The sequence below is a fragment of the Vibrio sp. T3Y01 genome (genome assembly GCF_013114525.1).
GTDB lineage: Bacteria > Pseudomonadota > Gammaproteobacteria > Enterobacterales > Vibrionaceae > Vibrio > Vibrio chagasii_B.
Genome location: NZ_VTXJ01000003.1, coordinates 91,530 through 108,524, shown reverse-complemented (window position 1 = coordinate 108,524; position 16,995 = coordinate 91,530). Strand labels below are relative to the sequence as shown.

The window sequence follows — 16,995 nt, the reverse complement described above, 5'->3', positions numbered from 1 at the left end:
TCATTTCGAACTAAGCTATATAGGTGTGCCGAAATAAGGATGAGGTGTGTATGGGAAAACGAAGGGCTTTTCTATCGCTCACATCACCCCTGCCCTTCATAATGCTCACAACGGCCTGCGTACCGAGCGCTTGGGCCAATAAGGATTACGGCCCCTTAATCAGTTATACCCAAGCGCCACTGCAATCCGTTCGACTCACTCCAATGCTTCGCTCTGGTTTCGCACTCGAAGAGGATAAACTCGAGTTGTTTACCTCTTTAACAGCCGCCAGTATCTGGGCTAACTCCCGCGACTATCATTTAGATTATTATCAAAACCAACTTCAAACAGGGCTACGATGGCAATTAACCTCAGACTGGCAAGTAGAACTGAATTACCGTTGGCTTTTCGCCGCCAACAATCACCTCGACAAAATCACCATCAACTTCCATGAACTGTTTAGCATCGACCAAGCCGGACGAGAGCGAAAAGCCAGACATCAATTCGACATCTATGCTCCAGAGCACGATATCAGCATCCGAGACTTTTCTGGCGACACACTGACCAGCGCTTTGACGCTCTACACCCAATACCAAATCATAGAGAAAGAGAACCATGGATTATCTGTTGGTGTCTCGCTTTACCACAACAACGTCAGTAACGGAGCATTTAAAGGAAGCAGCACAGAACAAAGCGCTCAACTCAACTATGCATACCAACTCGATATCAATACCTTCTATTCGAGCTTCGGCTTTGCGAACCAGTCTAATCGAGAATCAGAGAACAGCTTTATACATAAAAAGGTTACATGGTCTTGGCTGGGAGGCTATCAGCTAACGCTCATTGAAAACCACGAATTGCACATAGAATACCGGTGGTATGAAGGCGCTGATTATGGGGAAACAGAGTTATCAGAAGCTGCCAATGAAATGATGTTTGGCTATCGCTATGTGATGAAACGCTCGGCACTCGAGGTCTCCATCATCGAGAACATCTTCAATATGGACAACTCGACCGATGTGGCCTTTCAATTGGCTTATCGGCATCAGTGGTAGATCTTATTTAATTAGAGACAATAGAATCAAAAAAGCCGAACAGTTAAGTTCGGCTTTGAAGTTGTACTGTCACTATTAATGGAGAGAGCGACGACTAACAGAGAGGCAACTACGCACTCATGATTCTTGAAACGGCATTGCGAATGTCAGAGTCAGCCGCGTTCGCAGGCAGAGTGAACGAGATGTATTGGTCACCGCGGAAGCTCAGTGAACGGTCAATTTCGGCTAAGCAGTGAACCACAGAACCATCTACGATGAATGACAGCTCGATTTCTTTGTTATTCATGAAGCCACCACTACGAAATTCAATCTCTTGGTAGCACCCCGAACGTGAAGCGAAGGTGTTACCTTTCAAGTAGCCCTTCTCTACGTCTGCTTTCACCATTGCCATGCCCGAAGCTTCAACACCTTGAATGATTTTCGCGACTGTTGGTAATGGGTGAACAGAGATGAAATCACGGTCTTTAGGGTCAATCGCGAAGCCGATATCTAAGTTGGTTTCTACCCAAACATGGCACTGGTTCATTTTTGCATTCAATGCCGTTACTGGCGTCTCATCATTCAATTTAAGACGAAATGGCACCAACTTAGTTTCACCGGGTTGAATCACAAACGGCTCTACAGCTTGAATACGACCAAGTGAAAAGGTTTCGTAGCTGGTGCTGTCTTCTGTTTCTACTTTCACTTCTGTGTTGAGAACCAAGTTAATCATGTCGATTTGTTGCTCAACATCGCCACCAATGATGTGAACGTTGCCAGACAACTCGCCACCTTGGAAAACTTCAATATTATCTAAGACGGTATCGACCTTAGCTGCACCTATGCCTAGCGAGGCCTTTAATTTCTTAAACATATCCTTTCTCTTTGTAATTATTTGATTAACTGGGGCGTGTTGACAATTTGCGACACTTGCCCCACAGAATCAAGACATTTGCGCTATCTATGTTGAACAAGCTCACATCCTCTGAGGAAATGTTGAAATCGTGAAAAAATCCGTTACTCTATTTGTATAGTCAAATAAGGTTTCATTATGTCGAAAGCGCCGCTCTACCTGCAAATAAAACAGTTCATAGACGATAAGATCAGCAATGGTCATTGGCCGGTTGGCTATCAAATCACCACCGAACTCGAACTCACAGAGCAGTTCAACGTGAGTAGAATGACGGTGAATAAAGCCATTCGAGATCTTGTGTCTGAAGGCAAGCTAATTCGGAAACCAAGACTGGGCACTTTTGTGTGTGAGCCAGAGGAAAAAGCGCAATCTCCCCTACTTGATATCAACAACATCGCACAAGAGATCAAAGACCGTGGCCAAACTTACACAAGCCAAGTGATCAAACACGACAGTATCAAGGCTGATGAAAGCACCGCTACACGGTTAGGTGTGATGATCAATGCGGAAGTCTTCTATAGTGAAATCATCCACTTCGCCGACAACACACCGATACAGCTAGAAGCTCGCTGGGTAAACTCACAAGCGGCTCCCCAATACTTAAAACAAGATTTTTCAACCTCAACACCGAATGAATACCTTTCCAAAAGTTGCCCGTTGAGTGCGATTGAACACACGGTCGAAGCCATCATTCCAGACTCCAACATCCGCCAAGCACTAAAGCTAACGGAATCAGAACCTTGCTTGCTTCTTAATAGAAGAACATGGAGCAAGGAACGCCTTATCAGCTTTGCATTACTCTACCACCCTGGCTCTAAGTACAAATTAAGCTCTAAGATCGTTTTAGATTAAAGAATATCATCCTGATCGCCGATCACATTTTTGCAACATCAACTTGATTCGGGTCAGTATTTATCCTATTTATTTGTATATACATTTATTGTTTAGCAAAGATCTAGGTGATTATGAATTTGATCCTCAAAAATGCACGAGTGGTCTCGATGAGCTCGGGAGCTGACGGTTATCAACCTTCTTCCCCGCAAGATATCGTTATCGAGAACGGTAAGATCGTATCCCTGTCACACTCAAGCGATGAGTCACTTCATTGTGAAACGGCGAGTGTTAGCCGCTCTGTTGATCACATCATCTACGACTGCAAAAACAAGCTCGTTACCCCTGGGCTGATTGATTGCCACACTCATCTGGTGTTTGCTGGTAATCGTGCCAATGAATTTGAACAACGGTTAAATGGTGTCTCCTACACCGACATCGCAAAACAAGGCGGTGGTATTTTAGCGACGGTAACGGCGACACGAGCCGCACAAGAAGCCGAACTGGTTGAGAAGGCGCTGCCTAGATTAGACGGCCTGCTAAGAAGTGGTGTCACCAGCGTTGAAGTAAAGTCTGGCTATGGTTTAACGCTTGATGATGAACTCAAGATGTTACGTGCTGCTAAAGCCTTAGAAAACCACCGTCGTATTAAAATCACCACCACACTCCTTGCAGCACATGCTGTACCACCAGAATATAAAGAACAGCCCGATCGTTACGTTGATCTGGTATGCCAAGAGATCATCCCTAAAGCCGCAGAGCAAGGGCTAGCCGACGCAGTCGACGTATTCTGTGAATCGATCGGCTTCAACCTAGAACAAACTGAGCGTGTATTTGCGGCTGCTAAAGAACATGGGCTAGCGATCAAAGGCCACACAGAGCAGCTTTCTAACATGGGCGGCAGTGCGCTTGCCGCGAAATACGGTGCTCTGTCTGTTGATCATGTTGAGTACCTAGATGAAACCGGAGTAAAAGCACTGGCGGAATCAGGTACTGTCGCTACCTTATTACCGGGCGCTTTCTACTTTTTGAAAGAGACTCAACAGCCACCTATTGCCCTACTTCGCGAGCACAACATCCCAATGGCAATCGCGACCGACTTAAACCCCGGCACTTCCCCCTTTGCGGACTTAACGCTGATGATGAACATGAGCTGCACCCTATTTGGTACAACCCCAGAAGAAGCATTACGTGGGGTAACTTGCCATGCCGCCGCTGCCATTGGCGAGTCGCAAAACAGAGGCAAAATTGAAGTGGGTTACTCTGCTGATTTGGCTATCTGGAATATCGAGCACCCTGCCGACTTAAGCTATCAAGTTGGTGTTCCTCACCTGCATAAGCGCATTGTTAATGGCGAGGTCTGTCATGACTCAATCTAAATCCAGCTGCACTAATACAGTATCCACCACTCACAACTTTGTGTGGACGGGGCGTAATGACCTTGAAGATGGTGAGCTCGGTACTCGTGTTCATCACATTACCACGCAAGTACAAAGTAATGTTTTAAATGAAGGGCTTACTGACAACGCTGTTGCCTTGGTTGGCTTTGCTAGCGATGCCGGAGTGGCAAGAAATAAAGGACGTGTTGGCGCAAAACAAGCACCTAATTTGATTCGCCAAGCGTTAGCTAATATGGCTTGGCACTGTGATACACGCATTGCTGATCTTGGCGATATCGAATGTAACGATGATCAATTAGAAGTGAGCCAGAAGCAGTGCGCTACTGTGATTGCCAATGCGCTATCCACCAGCAAAGTGATTACCCTTGGCGGCGGTCACGAAGTCGCTTGGGCTTCTTTCCAAGGCCTAGCTGAGCATCTTCACAGAACTCAATCAGATCACAAACCTAAGATAGGCATCGTTAACTTTGATGCTCACTTTGACCTTCGTGAATTTGAAAGCGACATCGCTGACGTCAAACCAAGCTCAGGCACACCCTTTAATCAGATTAGCGAATACTGCCACACACATCAGTGGCCATTTCATTACGCGTGTCTCGGTGTAAGTGCCGCCAGCAATACCAAAGCGCTTTTCAACAAAGCCGACCAACTTGGTGTGTGGTACGAACATGATCGCGATATCACCCAAGTAAACCAAGTTGCCCAACTGGTTAAGTTGCAAAAATTCATGGCTGAGTGTGATTACCTCTATCTCACTATTGATCTCGATGTCTTCCCAGCGGCAACTGCACCGGGTGTCAGCGCCCCTGCGGCAAGAGGCGTTAGCTATGAAGCGCTCGCGCCTTTCCTAGAACAGATTTTTAAACACAGTGAGAAACTCATTATCGCGGACATTGCGGAATATAACCCAGACTACGACGTCGACGGCCAAACGGCTCGATTGGCGGCTCGTTTGTGTTGGGATATTGCCAGTGCAATGGCCAGTGAATAAGCCAGCTATATAGATAAATACAACTACAACGATATAACGTGAAACAGAAGGAATTTCAAAATGACGGAACACCACAACAGTGACCCTCGTCTCGACACGACTCGCGAAATTCGCGCACCTCATGGCACCACTTTGCGCGCAAAATCTTGGTTAACAGAAGCACCCCTTCGTATGCTAATGAACAACCTAGATCCTGATGTGGCAGAACACCCACATGCACTGGTTGTGTATGGCGGTATTGGTCGTGCAGCACGTGATTGGAGATGTTACGACAAGATTGTTGAAGTATTAGAGCGTTTAGAAGACGACCAAACATTACTTGTTCAGTCTGGTAAACCTGTAGGCGTGTTCCCGACTCATAAAAACGCACCTCGCGTGTTAATCGCTAACTCGAACCTTGTTCCACACTGGGCAAACTGGGAACATTTCAACGAGCTCGATAAAGAAGGCTTGATGATGTACGGCCAAATGACCGCAGGTAGCTGGATCTACATCGGTTCACAAGGCATCGTTCAAGGTACTTACGAAACCTTTGTCGCTATCGCGAAGAAACACTTCCAAGGCGAAGCAAAAGGCAAATGGGTACTTACAGGTGGCCTTGGCGGCATGGGTGGCGCTCAACCTCTTGCTGCTACCATGGCTGGCTTCTCAATGATTGCGGTTGAGTGTGATGAATCACGAATCGATTACCGTCTGCGTACTGGTTATGTAGACAAGAAAGCCACCAGCTTAGATGAAGCGATGGCTATCATTAAAGAGTCTGACACACCTATTTCTGTTGGTCTGTTGGGTAACGCTGCGGATGTGTTCCCTGAGTTAGTAAAGCGCAACATCACGCCAGATGTCGTTACTGACCAAACCTCTGCCCATGACCCTCTGAACGGCTATTTGCCACAAGGTTGGACGATGGAGAAAGCCGCACAAGAGCGCACTATTGATGAAGCGAAGGTCGTTAAGGCAGCTAAGCAGTCCATGGCGATTCAAGTTCAAGCGATGCTAGACCTGCAATATCGCGGCGCTGCAACCGTGGACTACGGCAACAACATTCGCCAAATGGCACTGGAAGAAGGCGTAGAAAACGCGTTTGATTTCCCGGGTTTCGTTCCTGCTTATATTCGTCCACTGTTCTGCGAAGGCATCGGTCCATTCCGTTGGGCAGCCCTTTCTGGCGACCCAGAAGACATCTACAAAACAGACCAAAAAGTAAAAGAACTGATTCCAGACAACCCTCACCTGCATAACTGGCTAGACATGGCGCGTGAACGCATTCAGTTCCAAGGTCTACCTGCACGTATCTGCTGGGTAGGTTTGAAAGATCGCGAACGCTTGGGTCAAGCCTTCAATGAAATGGTGAAAAATGGTGAACTAAAAGCACCAGTGGTTATCGGTCGTGACCACCTAGATTCAGGTTCGGTTGCCAGCCCGAACCGTGAAACAGAAGGCATGATGGATGGTTCAGATGCCGTTTCAGATTGGCCTCTATTGAATGCACTGCTAAACACTGCAGGCGGCGCAACTTGGGTTTCTTTACACCATGGTGGCGGCGTTGGTATGGGCTTCTCGCAACACTCAGGTATGGTGATTTGTTGTGACGGTTCGGAAGATGCATCGCAACGTATTGCTCGCGTACTTCACAATGATCCAGCGACAGGCGTTATGCGTCATGCTGATGCGGGTTACGACATTGCTAAGCAGTGTGCGAAAGAACAGAAACTTGATTTACCTATGCTAAACGAAGAACTTCGTCGCCTTTAATGTCTGGAGAAAACATGTTGAATTTATTACTGAAACCAGGACTTCTAGGCCTATCTGAACTTCGCAAGATTAGTCGTAGCCCTGTGAATCTGTCACTCGACTCTGCTGCTATTCCAGATATTGAAGCGAGTATGCAGGTTGTAGAACAAGTGATTGCTGAAGACCGCACTGTTTATGGCATCAACACGGGCTTTGGCTTACTGGCGAACACCAAGATCGCCCCAGAAGATCTCGAAGTTCTGCAGAAAAGTATCGTGCTGTCTCACGCAGCAGGCATCGGCAAATTCATGTCTGACGAAACCGTGCGCTTAATGATGGTGCTCAAGATTAACAGCTTGTCTCGTGGCTACTCAGGTATTCGACTCAAGGTGATCAATGCCCTGATCGATCTAGTGAACGCGCAGGTTTACCCTTGTGTGCCACAAAAAGGCTCAGTAGGTGCATCTGGCGACCTCGCTCCCCTAGCCCACATGAGTACCGTTCTACTTGGTGAAGGCCAAGCTCGTCACAACGGTAAAATCATTACTGGTTTGGAAGCAATGAAGATCGCAGGGCTAGAGCCAATTACACTCGCTCCTAAAGAAGGTTTAGCGCTACTCAACGGTACGCAAGCATCCACCGCATTCGCCTTAGAAGGCCTATTCGCAGCAGAAGACTTGTTCGCGTCTGCGACAGTATGTGGCGCTATGTCAGTTGAAGCTGCGCTAGGTAGCCGCCGCCCATTTGATCCTCGTATTCACCGCGTTCGTGGTCACCGTGGACAAATGGACGCTGCGCTTGCTTACCGTCATCTGCTTGACCAGAAGAGTGAGATTGGTGAATCACACACTTGTTGTGAAAAGGTTCAAGACCCTTACTCACTGCGTTGCCAGCCTCAAGTGATGGGCGCGTGTCTACAGCAGATCCGCAACTCAGCAGAAACACTGATGGTTGAAGCGAATTCCGTATCGGACAACCCACTGGTCTTTGCGGACGATGGTGACATCATTTCGGGTGGTAACTTCCACGCAGAACCCGTTGCTATGGCCGCAGATAACCTAGCCTTAGCCATTGCTGAAATCGGTAGTTTGTCAGAGCGTCGAATGGCACTGCTGATTGATAGCGCGCTAAGTAAACTTCCACCGTTCTTAGTCGACAATGGCGGCGTTAACTCTGGCTTTATGATTGCTCAGGTTACCTCAGCAGCACTAGCTAGTGAGAACAAAACACTGGCTCATCCAGCTTCTGTAGACAGTTTGCCAACGTCCGCTAACCAAGAAGATCATGTCTCTATGGCAACCTTTGCTGGTCGTCGTCTTCGTGACATGGCAGAGAACACTCGTGGAATCTTGGCAGTTGAGTATTTAGCAGCAGCGCAAGGGTTGGATTTTAGAGCGCCAAACCTCTCTTCACCTCGAGTAGAAGAAGCGAAACAGATCCTGCGTGAAAAAGTCAGCTTCTACGACAAAGACCGCTACTTCGCACCGGACATCGAGCAAGCTAACTTATTGCTCAAATTGTCTGTGCACAACCACTTAATGCCTGAAGGTATTTTGTGTAGCTTTTAAGTCGTGAAATAACACGTCATATAAACAAGGGCTATCGATTAGCCCCTGTTGCATTGAGCCAGTCACCATATCCCCTGTAAAACTGCCACATACCATCCAACGTATCTATCTAATTGACTGATATATAAGCAAAGTTAACTGGATAGACCATTAGATCGAAGTTAGTTAGCTATAATCCACCCCAGATTTGATGACTAATAGCGATACTATGTTTCTGACACCTTACTTTTCTACTGAAGACAATCAATTTCAATTCACTCGTGAACAAGCAAGCCACTTTGCTAAAAAAGTAGCTGGCGATTTCAACCCAATTCACGATGAAGACAACAAGCGCTTCTGTGTTCCTGGCGATCTTTTATTTGCGGTTCTTCTGCAAAAAGAAGGCATCAGCCAAAAAATGCGTTTTGATTTTTCAGGTATGGTTGGTAACGGTATTGCGTTAAGCGTTGATAACAAGAGTGAAAAAGAGAGCTCACTTATCGATGCAAATGGTAAAGAGTACCTACACATGTCTTGTGAAGGTGAGAAGAGCCACGATCAAGCATTCATCGAGCACGTAGTAACGAACTACGTTAAGTTCTCTGGTATGAACTTCCCTCACATCATGGTTCCTCTTATGGAAGAGCAACAAATGATGATCAACTGCCAACGTCCTCTTGTTATTTACGAGAGCATGGAAGTTGAGTTTACTCGCCTAGACCTTTCTCACCCAGAAGTTGAATTCTCTGGTGCGACTTTTGACGTTGAAGGCAAGCGCGGCATCGTGACCCTGAACTTCGATTTCAAAGAAGATGGCGAAGTAGTCGGTAAAGGCGTGAAGCGCATGGTAGCAAGCGGCCTTAAGCCATACGACCAAGCTTCTGTAGACGACCTAGTAAACCGCTTCAACGAGCGCAAAGAGATGTTTCTAGCTCAGTTCGCGGCTGCCGCTTAAGTAAGCCAACACAGAATTAAAAAGCCCAGCTTGATATCCTCAAGCTGGGCTTTTTTCATTCTAGACAATATATATTGGTATAAGTCGCAGTTATTTACTGAGTACCTTTCCTCTTCGATAACGAAAGTGACTTACGCATCATCGTGCCACCCAACAGCATTGCCAGCCAATACCAACCCATTGAACCGCCTGTCTTTTTGGTAGTTGGATCTTCCACCAAGCTTAGCTCCTTAATCTCATTACTATAAGCAAAGTTCTTAATGGTCACTCTGTCATGCCCTGCAGAACCCACCTCATCTTTGCTGTACGCAATCATGAAGCTATTGTCTTTAGCTCTCGCCATTGGCAGTTCAACAGTGCCAGATAATAGGCCTGCAAAAGCGCCAACTTCAAAGCCGTTAATGTAGATCTCCATGTAGTCACGATCTTCTTCAGAAAAGACGGTGAGATCCAAAGATACGGTACCAGCTGGGATCCCGTCGACAATGAATGCGGTGGACTGGCTATTACCAATATCCGGTGACGCTATCGTATCCCCTTCAACATCCCAAGCTTCTGTGCTGTAGACTGCATTCTTAGGTATCGTGACGAGTGAATTCACCGTATTAGAAACCTCATTCGCGCCAATAACATATGCCTTTGACGTCACTACACCCGCTAGTGAGTCGGTTGACACCTTGATACCAAAATCATGGTTACCCACTGAGTCTATGTTGTAGCTTACAACCACATCACAGCCTTCATTCGGTGATAACGTCGCACAACTATTGCTCTTTATAATCGCACTACCATTGTAGGTTATAGGATCGTTTGTACCGGTAGCCAAAGATACGTCGGTTACGTTAATCTCTTGATCGGATTTGTTCGTAAATTCAAACTTGTGTTCAATTGGACCCAAAGGTCGAGCGCCTAGCATCACTTTAGTTTGGTAACTAAAGCCTGCCGTCTTCTTACCTATCCAGTCAGCAAAGTGGCTTATGTTGGTGTAAACACCGTATGCCTCTGGCTGTGCGCAACCTTCTCCCCAACTCACAAGACCTAGCTGTTCATAGTGACCGTTGTTGGTGGACAACATGATTGGGCCACCGCTATCCCCACTACATGAATCGCGGCCGCCTTCTTTGTAGCCAGCACAAAAAGCATCAGCACCAATATCTGAATATCCATCTCCTTGACCAAGGTTACAATCTCGCTGACTAACTAACGGAACATTCACTTGCTGCAACTGGCTCGTGGATGAGTATTGCTCTTGCGACGAATTCTGGTCGCCCCAACCTATGACGGTTAGCATCTGACCTGCACTCAAGTTATCACGGACATAACCATCGACTAGGTCAACCGCAGATTCCATGGGCTTATCACTAAGCTCAATAATGGCAATATCATGACTCGCAGGCTCTTGAGTATAGCTTTCATGAGCATAAACTTGCTCGACGGAATAGCGGTGCTTCTCTACGTCAGGCGAAGAAAGATCAGAGAGACCAATGACAACCTCAAAATCTTGGCTACTGCTTGCTTCGATACAGTGCGCTGCTGTGAGTACATATCGCTCACCAATAAAACTTGCACCGCAGAACTGCCCTTCGTAGGCGTCCATGTTTTTTGAAACAAGTGCGACCATGAATGGCCAACTACCTTTTGTCGCTTCGTTACCGTTGATAATTTGAGGGGAGATATCTGCCAATACCGGCATTGAAGAGAGGCCAACCGCATAAATACTTAATGGCAGCCATTTTGTCTGGATAACTTTCATTACCTAACCTTTCATTTGTTTTAATAATGGCGGGCAGGTTATTTGATAAAAAATAAATATAAATGGTGAGTACGCCAAAATATGGCTTACCTTGAAAACGGAACTGATATTAGTGGTTGGTTAACTCATTACCCCACAGAACAAATCACACCCAACGCCTAACTTTTTGTTTGTAATCAACATATTCTGCACCGAATAATTGCTCTAGTGCTCGCTCTTCTGGTTTGATTTGGAACTGATTGATACCACGTTAGAAACGGAAATTGATGGTAGCTATAACCGTGAATTCAGATCAATAAAGCCCAGCTGATTTCATCATGCTGGGCTTTCGCGTTTAACTAAAGGTGATAGGTTGGCTATCAGTCTTAAGTTAACGTCAGTAGTATAGTTTACTGATCACCTTTCATCTTCAGTGGTGAAAATGACTTACGTACGATCGCACCGCCTAAAAGCACAAATAACCAATGCCAAGCCAGAGAACCGCCACTGCTACCTGAGCTTTTCGCATTCTGCGTACCCTCTGATTTAGATATCTTTATTTCATCGGTATAAGCAAAGTTTTTAATCGTAACTCTGTCATCCCCGTAAGAAATCGAGCCATCTTTCACATATTTAATCATAAGGCTGTTGTTGGAATCCCTCACCATCGGCAAGTTCACTGAACCAGACAGCTGACCTGATTCTTTGTCGAACTCTTGACCGTTAATATAGAGCTCAATGTAATCATGATCCAATTCAGACGATACCGTCACATCGAAAGAGACTGTACCGGTAGGTATCCCCTCTACAACCAACATGGTCGATTCGCTGCTACCTATTGATGGAGAGACGATTGTTGATCCTTCGGTACCCCACGCTTGTGTGCTGTAAACACCACTGTTTGGAACACTCACATGAGAGTCCACAGTATTCGTTACAGATCTCGCTCCTATCACAGAAGCCTTTGATGTGACCGTGCCCAATAGTGAATCAGTATCAACATTAATGCCAAACTCATGTTCGCCAATTGAGTTCAGGTTATAACTCACCACTACTTCACAGCTTTGTCCTGCTGTTAAAGTGCTACATCCGTTGTCAGTTATAACGGTGTCGTAATAAGAAATTGGAGAAACATGATTTACTTCGATATTTTGATCAGACTTGTTGGTAAATTCAAAAGTATGTGAGATAGGCGCCAATAATCTTGCACCTAGCATTTCTATTTGACGATAACTAAACCCTGCTTTCTGCTCATTAATCCAATCATCAAAATAGCTAATATTGGTATAGACTCCGTAGGCGTTGGCCTGTGCACAGCCTTTACCCCAGCTTACAATGCCCAGTTGCTCATATGTTCCATTTGTCGAAACGACGATTGGGCCACCACTGTCACCCTGACAAGAGTCATAACCACCATCACTGTACCCAGCACAGAATGCATCACTGCCAATAAAGGCATAGCCACTGTGAGGAACACTATTACATTGGTACTGGTTAACTAAAGGAACGTTGACTTGGTACAGTTCACTCTTAGATGCATATCCATCTGATGCGTCCTGATCCCCCCATCCCATCACCGTTAGCATCTGACCATCATTCAGGTTACCTCGAACATAACCATCAACGAGATTAACCACAGACTCCGATGGCTTATCGACGAGCTCGATAATCGCTATATCATTGCCTGTAACTACAGAGTTATAGTATTGATGTACATAAATATTCTCAACCGCGTATCTATGCTGTGCAGCTTGAGAGGCAGAGAGGTTGGATACACCAATCACCACATCGAGATCTTCACGACCATTACCGTCTACACAGTGAGCAGCCGTAAGGACATATCTCTCGCCAATGAAGCTCGCACCACAAAACTGACCGTCATAAGCGTTCACGTTTCTTGAGACTAGTGCAGCCATAAATGGCCAATTCCCTTGTGTTGCTTCTTTACCGTTTATAATTCGAGCTGAAACATCTGCCAACGCCGATGTTGAGGACAGACCCACTACACAGAAGCCTAATGACAACCATTTAGTCTGAACAATTTTCATTACCTAGCCTTTTATTTATATTAATAATGCTGACAGGCTATTTTATAAAAGATAGATATAAAACCAAAATCATAATGAAGTGTGATAGGTATCGATTAAATGATAACAATTCTTATCCTGTAGGTTTGTTTTAACGAGGTTTGTTAAACCCAACGTCTAACCTTTTGTTTGTAATCAACATATTCAGCACCGAATAATTGCTCTAGTGCTCGCTCTTCTGGTTTGATTTGGAACTGATTCATGTAGATGACAAAGGCAAAACTCAACAAGACGCTGAAAATATTTTGGAAGAAATAGCCAAAGCAGAACAGTAAGATGAAAAGGCCTAGATACATTGGGTTTCGCGTGTATCCAAAAATCCCGCTATCAACGACGGTAGAAGCGGTTTCGACTTTAATTGGATTAACGGTAGTTTTCTGTTTTCGAAACTCCCAAATGCCAGATAATCCAATAACGCCGCTCAAAACGATTCCGACACCAAGAATGATGAACTTAAACGGCATCCCTATCGCACCTGTACTCAACTGTTGCGCACTGAAATAAGAGGCGACTAAAACCAATATAAACAGAGCAACTGGTGGGACTTTCAACTCAAGAAATTTCATAGCTTTCCTTATTAACAATTCCATTGTTAGTTTAGAAAAAAGCCCAGCAATTGCTGGGCTAAATAGTTTAAAGAATTTGTGCGAGTGCCTGTAATGGGTGGGCGAGCTTCTCACCTTCAAAACGTTTCACTTGGCTACGGCAAGAGTATCCTGTTGCTAAACAGCGCTCTTTTGGTAAGTCTTGAATCCTTGGCTTCCAACTTAAACCGTAGATGTCTTTTGACATTTGTAACTTATCGACTTCATGTCCAAACGTCCCCGCCATGCCACAACAGCCTACAGGTACGCTAGTAAGTGCTGCTCCAAAGTGTTGGAAGATAGCGCCCCACTCTTTTTCAGCATTTGGCATCTTGGTTTTCTCGGTACAGTGAGAAAATAAATACCACATCTCTTCACTTGCAGAGCGCGCTTCATAGTCACCAAGCGATGGTAATAACCATTCATGAACAGTGAGCACATCAAAGTCACCACGCTTATCCGCTAAGATCTCGACATATTCGTCGCGATAGCAAAGTACCAAAGCGGGATCCACACCCACGAGCGGAATACCAATGTCTGCGACCATCGACAAGAAATCAGAAGTGGATTTCGCCTCGCGCGCAAAACGACTTAAGAAGCCCTTGATGTGCAACGCCTTACCATTTGGTTTAAACGGCAGTAGCACTGGTGTCTTGCCAAGCTTTTGAGCCAGAGTGACGAAGTCTTCAACCACCTCTGCATCATAGAAGCTGGTAAACGGGTCTTGGACAATCAATACATGCTGTTTCTTCTCTTCCGAAGAGAGCCCTTCTAGGTATTGAATATCAAAAAGTTGCAGCTCTTTGCTTGCCAGACGATTTTTGAGCGTAGGCACCGACATCAGTGGTGCATCGACATAACCGACTGTTTTCGCTGTTGCAGATTGAACCCACTTTTGACCCAATGCAGCATTAACGACCTTTGGCGCTTTCGCCATGAGTGGCAGCATGGTTTCAATGTTTGCGACCAAGTAATCTTTGGCAGGGCGTTGGTAGCGTGAGTAATAGATGTTTAAGAATCGTGAGCGGAAGCTTGGTACATCAACTTTGATCGGACATTGGCTCGCACACGCTTTACATGCAAGACAACCATTCATCGCTTCATGTACTTCGTGCGAGAAATCGTACTCGTGGCGTTTGTTCATGGTGTTACGAACGCGCTCAACCATAGTTTTGACCGGAGTGTCGTCTTTTAGTGCTTCTTGCTCTAAATCGAGAATATCCACGCCTTGCTCAGTTAGCTGACGCAACCATTCTCTCACTAAACCAGCACGACCTTTTGGTGAATGGCGACGGTCAGCAGTGACTTTCATAGAAGGACACATTGGCGAGCTGGTGTCGTAGTTAAAGCATAAGCCGTTGCCGTTACACTCCATCGCTTGCTTAAAGCTGTCGCGCACTTGAACGTCGATCTGGCGATCATAGAAACCACGCTTGGTGTCGGTCACTTTAACCAACTCAGCATCACTTTCTAAAGGTGTACAGATCTTGCCTGGGTTCATCTTATTGTGTGGGTCGAATGCCGCTTTAACACGTCGAAGCTCGGTAAACAGTTCTTCACCGAAGAAGTCAGGACCGTACTCAGAACGGAAACCTTTACCGTGCTCACCCCACATTAAGCCGCCGTATTTCGCCACCAGCTTAACCACTTCATCAGAAACTTCGTGCATCAAGGCTTCTTGCATAGGGTCACATAGGTCGAGTGCCGGACGAACGTGTAGAACGCCCGCATCAACGTGACCAAACATGCCGTAGTTCAACTCTTTTGAATCAAGCAGGACTCGGAATTCAGAGATGAAATCCGCCAAGTTTTCAGGTGGTACACAGGTATCTTCAGCAAAAGCGACAGGCTTAGCTCGGCCTTTCGCAGCACCTAATAGACCTACCGCTTTCTTACGCATGTTGTAGATTCGACCAATACTCGCCAAATCACTGCACACTTGGAAGCCAATCACGCCCGCTTCTTCGCTCTCAACCATGGTTTCAAGTTTGGCTGTCAGCGCTTGAACTTGTTGTTCAACTTCCGCTTCATCTTGGCCCGCAAACTCAACCATGTTGATGCCAAGCATCTCTTTGTTAGGAACATCCGTCAGTAGGTCACTCACGGTGTGCCAAACAATGTCTTGCTTCGCTAGATTCAATACTCGTGAATCGACCGTCTCTACAGAGAGAGCCTTCGCTTCAACCATGAAGGGTGCATTACGCAGCGCAGAATCAAACGTGTTGTATTTCACGTTAACCAGAGTTCGCGCTTTCGGGATTGGGGTTAGATTTAGCTTTGCTTCAGTAATGAAGGCTAAAGAACCTTCTGCGCCACATAAAACGCGAGTAAGGTCAAAGCTGTCATCGTCATCATTGATAGCATTCTTGAGGTCGTAGCCCGTCAAGAAGCGGTTCAATGGTGGGAATTTATCGAGGATTTGAGTGCGTTTTTCACGACACACCGCTTCGGTAACCGCAAGCGCATGATGCGCAAACTCGCCCTCTTCCGGTAAGCCATGTGATAAATCAGACTCTAGACACGAACCATCGGCGAATACCGCTTGCAAAGACAACACGTGATCAGACGTTTTACCGTACTTCAATGACCCTTGGCCTGATGCATCAGTATTGATCATGCCACCCAGTGTTGCTCGGTTACTTGTTGAAAGATCTGGAGAGAAAAAGTAACCGTAAGGGCGAACCGCATCGTTCAATTGGTCTTTAACGATACCCGACTGAACTCGTACCCAGCCTTCCTTCTCATTAATCTCAAGAACCTGATTCATGTAGCGTGATAAATCAACCACAACCCCTTTAGTTAAGGATTGTCCATTGGTTCCGGTACCGCCACCACGAGGAGAAAAAGTTACGCGTTCATAAGCAGATTTAGAACCCACTTTACCGATAAGCACAACGTCGTGTGTTGTTTTGGGAAGAATGACAGCTTGGGGCAATTGCTGATAGACACTGTTATCAGTCGCGACCGCCAAACGGCTAGAATATTGAGATTCAATGTCGCCAGTAAAGCCCGCTGTTTTTAGTTCATCTAAAAAGCGTACAACAACTGGATCGACATCAGCATTGAGTTGAAGTCTTGGTAACATTTGCTTCCTGCCCCTACTTCGCTGATCCTATCAGCATTGGGTTATCTGAGATTTTTAATAATTTTCTTTGAATTTCGTCACTTTACTACTATTAAGATCATATAAAAAGGTGATCAAATCAGA

Annotated in this window: 12 protein-coding genes and 1 pseudogene; 7 read left to right on the top strand and 6 right to left on the bottom strand. The window is 45.8% G+C overall.

All coding sequences use genetic code 11. From position 1 onward, the window contains the following. The first annotated feature begins 101 nt into the window (after positions 1–101). Complete coding sequence (locus F0232_RS04690; protein ID WP_105057300.1) at positions 102–1,034, top strand: DUF3187 family protein; 933 nt, start codon at positions 102–104, stop codon at positions 1,032–1,034. 109 nt (positions 1,035–1,143) lie between these two features. On the opposite strand, the gene F0232_RS04685 is transcribed toward F0232_RS04690, so the two are convergent. After that, on the bottom strand, positions 1,144–1,887 hold the full coding sequence (locus F0232_RS04685; protein ID WP_105057301.1) for a sporulation protein: 744 nt from the start codon (positions 1,885–1,887) through the stop codon (positions 1,144–1,146). Positions 1,888–2,064: 177 nt separating this feature from the next. Here F0232_RS04685 and hutC point away from each other — a divergent pair, with 177 nt between their 5' ends. The 6 genes from hutC to F0232_RS04655 all read left to right on the top strand — a co-directional run bounded on the left by hutC (position 2,065) and on the right by F0232_RS04655 (position 9,384). Beyond that, the gene (hutC, locus tag F0232_RS04680) at positions 2,065–2,778 is read left to right on the top strand and encodes a histidine utilization repressor (protein WP_061032737.1); all 714 of its coding nucleotides are present in this window, start codon (positions 2,065–2,067) and stop codon (positions 2,776–2,778) included. A 113-nt stretch (positions 2,779–2,891) separates the two neighbouring features. After that, entirely contained in the window at positions 2,892–4,136 is a 1,245-nt protein-coding gene (gene hutI / locus F0232_RS04675) for an imidazolonepropionase (protein WP_061032738.1), read from the top strand. Beyond that, the gene (gene hutG, locus F0232_RS04670) at positions 4,123–5,148 is read left to right on the top strand and encodes a formimidoylglutamase (protein ID WP_061032739.1); all 1,026 of its coding nucleotides are present in this window, start codon (positions 4,123–4,125) and stop codon (positions 5,146–5,148) included. Before hutI ends, hutG begins: the two co-directional genes overlap by 14 nt. A gap of 60 nt (positions 5,149–5,208) precedes the next feature. Further along, positions 5,209–6,903, top strand: coding sequence for a urocanate hydratase (hutU, locus tag F0232_RS04665; RefSeq protein WP_061032740.1), 1,695 nt, complete (start codon positions 5,209–5,211; stop codon positions 6,901–6,903). Between the two features lie 14 nt (positions 6,904–6,917). Next, complete coding sequence (hutH, locus tag F0232_RS04660; protein WP_105057302.1) at positions 6,918–8,450, top strand: histidine ammonia-lyase; 1,533 nt, start codon at positions 6,918–6,920, stop codon at positions 8,448–8,450. Between the two features lie 208 nt (positions 8,451–8,658). After that, entirely contained in the window at positions 8,659–9,384 is a 726-nt protein-coding gene (locus tag F0232_RS04655) for a DUF3581 domain-containing protein (protein ID WP_105057303.1), read from the top strand. Positions 9,385–9,478: 94 nt separating this feature from the next. Here the strand turns inward: F0232_RS04655 and F0232_RS04650 are convergent, their stop codons facing one another. From F0232_RS04650 to F0232_RS04635, 5 genes and pseudogenes are all read right to left on the bottom strand, one after another. Next, complete coding sequence (locus tag F0232_RS04650; RefSeq protein ID WP_105057304.1) at positions 9,479–11,137, bottom strand: trypsin-like serine protease; 1,659 nt, start codon at positions 11,135–11,137, stop codon at positions 9,479–9,481. 145 nt (positions 11,138–11,282) lie between these two features. Continuing rightward, positions 11,283–11,405: pseudogene (locus F0232_RS25240) on the bottom strand (isoprenylcysteine carboxylmethyltransferase family protein); the annotation flags it as partial. A gap of 121 nt (positions 11,406–11,526) precedes the next feature. Beyond that, the gene (locus F0232_RS04645) at positions 11,527–13,158 is read right to left on the bottom strand and encodes a trypsin-like serine protease (RefSeq protein ID WP_105057852.1); all 1,632 of its coding nucleotides are present in this window, start codon (positions 13,156–13,158) and stop codon (positions 11,527–11,529) included. Between the two features lie 149 nt (positions 13,159–13,307). Beyond that, positions 13,308–13,769: an isoprenylcysteine carboxylmethyltransferase family protein gene (locus F0232_RS04640; RefSeq protein ID WP_105057305.1), complete on the bottom strand. Its 462-nt coding sequence runs from the start codon at positions 13,767–13,769 to the stop codon at positions 13,308–13,310. Between the two features lie 67 nt (positions 13,770–13,836). Then, entirely contained in the window at positions 13,837–16,872 is a 3,036-nt protein-coding gene (locus F0232_RS04635) for an FAD-binding and (Fe-S)-binding domain-containing protein (protein ID WP_105057306.1), read from the bottom strand. Positions 16,873–16,995 lie beyond the last annotated feature (123 nt).

What these genes read in the sequence shown, in the direction of transcription:
- F0232_RS04690 (WP_105057300.1), top strand. Translation starts at nt 102, where the DNA reads ATGCTCACAACGGCCTGCGTACCGAGCGCTTGGGCCAATAAGGATTAC.
- F0232_RS04685 (WP_105057301.1), bottom strand. Translation starts at nt 1,887, where the DNA reads ATGTTTAAGAAATTAAAGGCCTCGCTAGGCATAGGTGCAGCTAAGGTC.
- hutC (WP_061032737.1), top strand. Translation starts at nt 2,065, where the DNA reads ATGTCGAAAGCGCCGCTCTACCTGCAAATAAAACAGTTCATAGACGAT.
- hutI (WP_061032738.1), top strand. Translation starts at nt 2,892, where the DNA reads ATGAATTTGATCCTCAAAAATGCACGAGTGGTCTCGATGAGCTCGGGA.
- hutG (WP_061032739.1), top strand. Translation starts at nt 4,123, where the DNA reads ATGACTCAATCTAAATCCAGCTGCACTAATACAGTATCCACCACTCAC.
- hutU (WP_061032740.1), top strand. Translation starts at nt 5,209, where the DNA reads ATGACGGAACACCACAACAGTGACCCTCGTCTCGACACGACTCGCGAA.
- hutH (WP_105057302.1), top strand. Translation starts at nt 6,918, where the DNA reads ATGTTGAATTTATTACTGAAACCAGGACTTCTAGGCCTATCTGAACTT.
- F0232_RS04655 (WP_105057303.1), top strand. Translation starts at nt 8,659, where the DNA reads ATGTTTCTGACACCTTACTTTTCTACTGAAGACAATCAATTTCAATTC.
- F0232_RS04650 (WP_105057304.1), bottom strand. Translation starts at nt 11,137, where the DNA reads ATGAAAGTTATCCAGACAAAATGGCTGCCATTAAGTATTTATGCGGTT.
- F0232_RS04640 (WP_105057305.1), bottom strand. Translation starts at nt 13,769, where the DNA reads ATGAAATTTCTTGAGTTGAAAGTCCCACCAGTTGCTCTGTTTATATTG.
- F0232_RS04635 (WP_105057306.1), bottom strand. Translation starts at nt 16,872, where the DNA reads ATGTTACCAAGACTTCAACTCAATGCTGATGTCGATCCAGTTGTTGTA.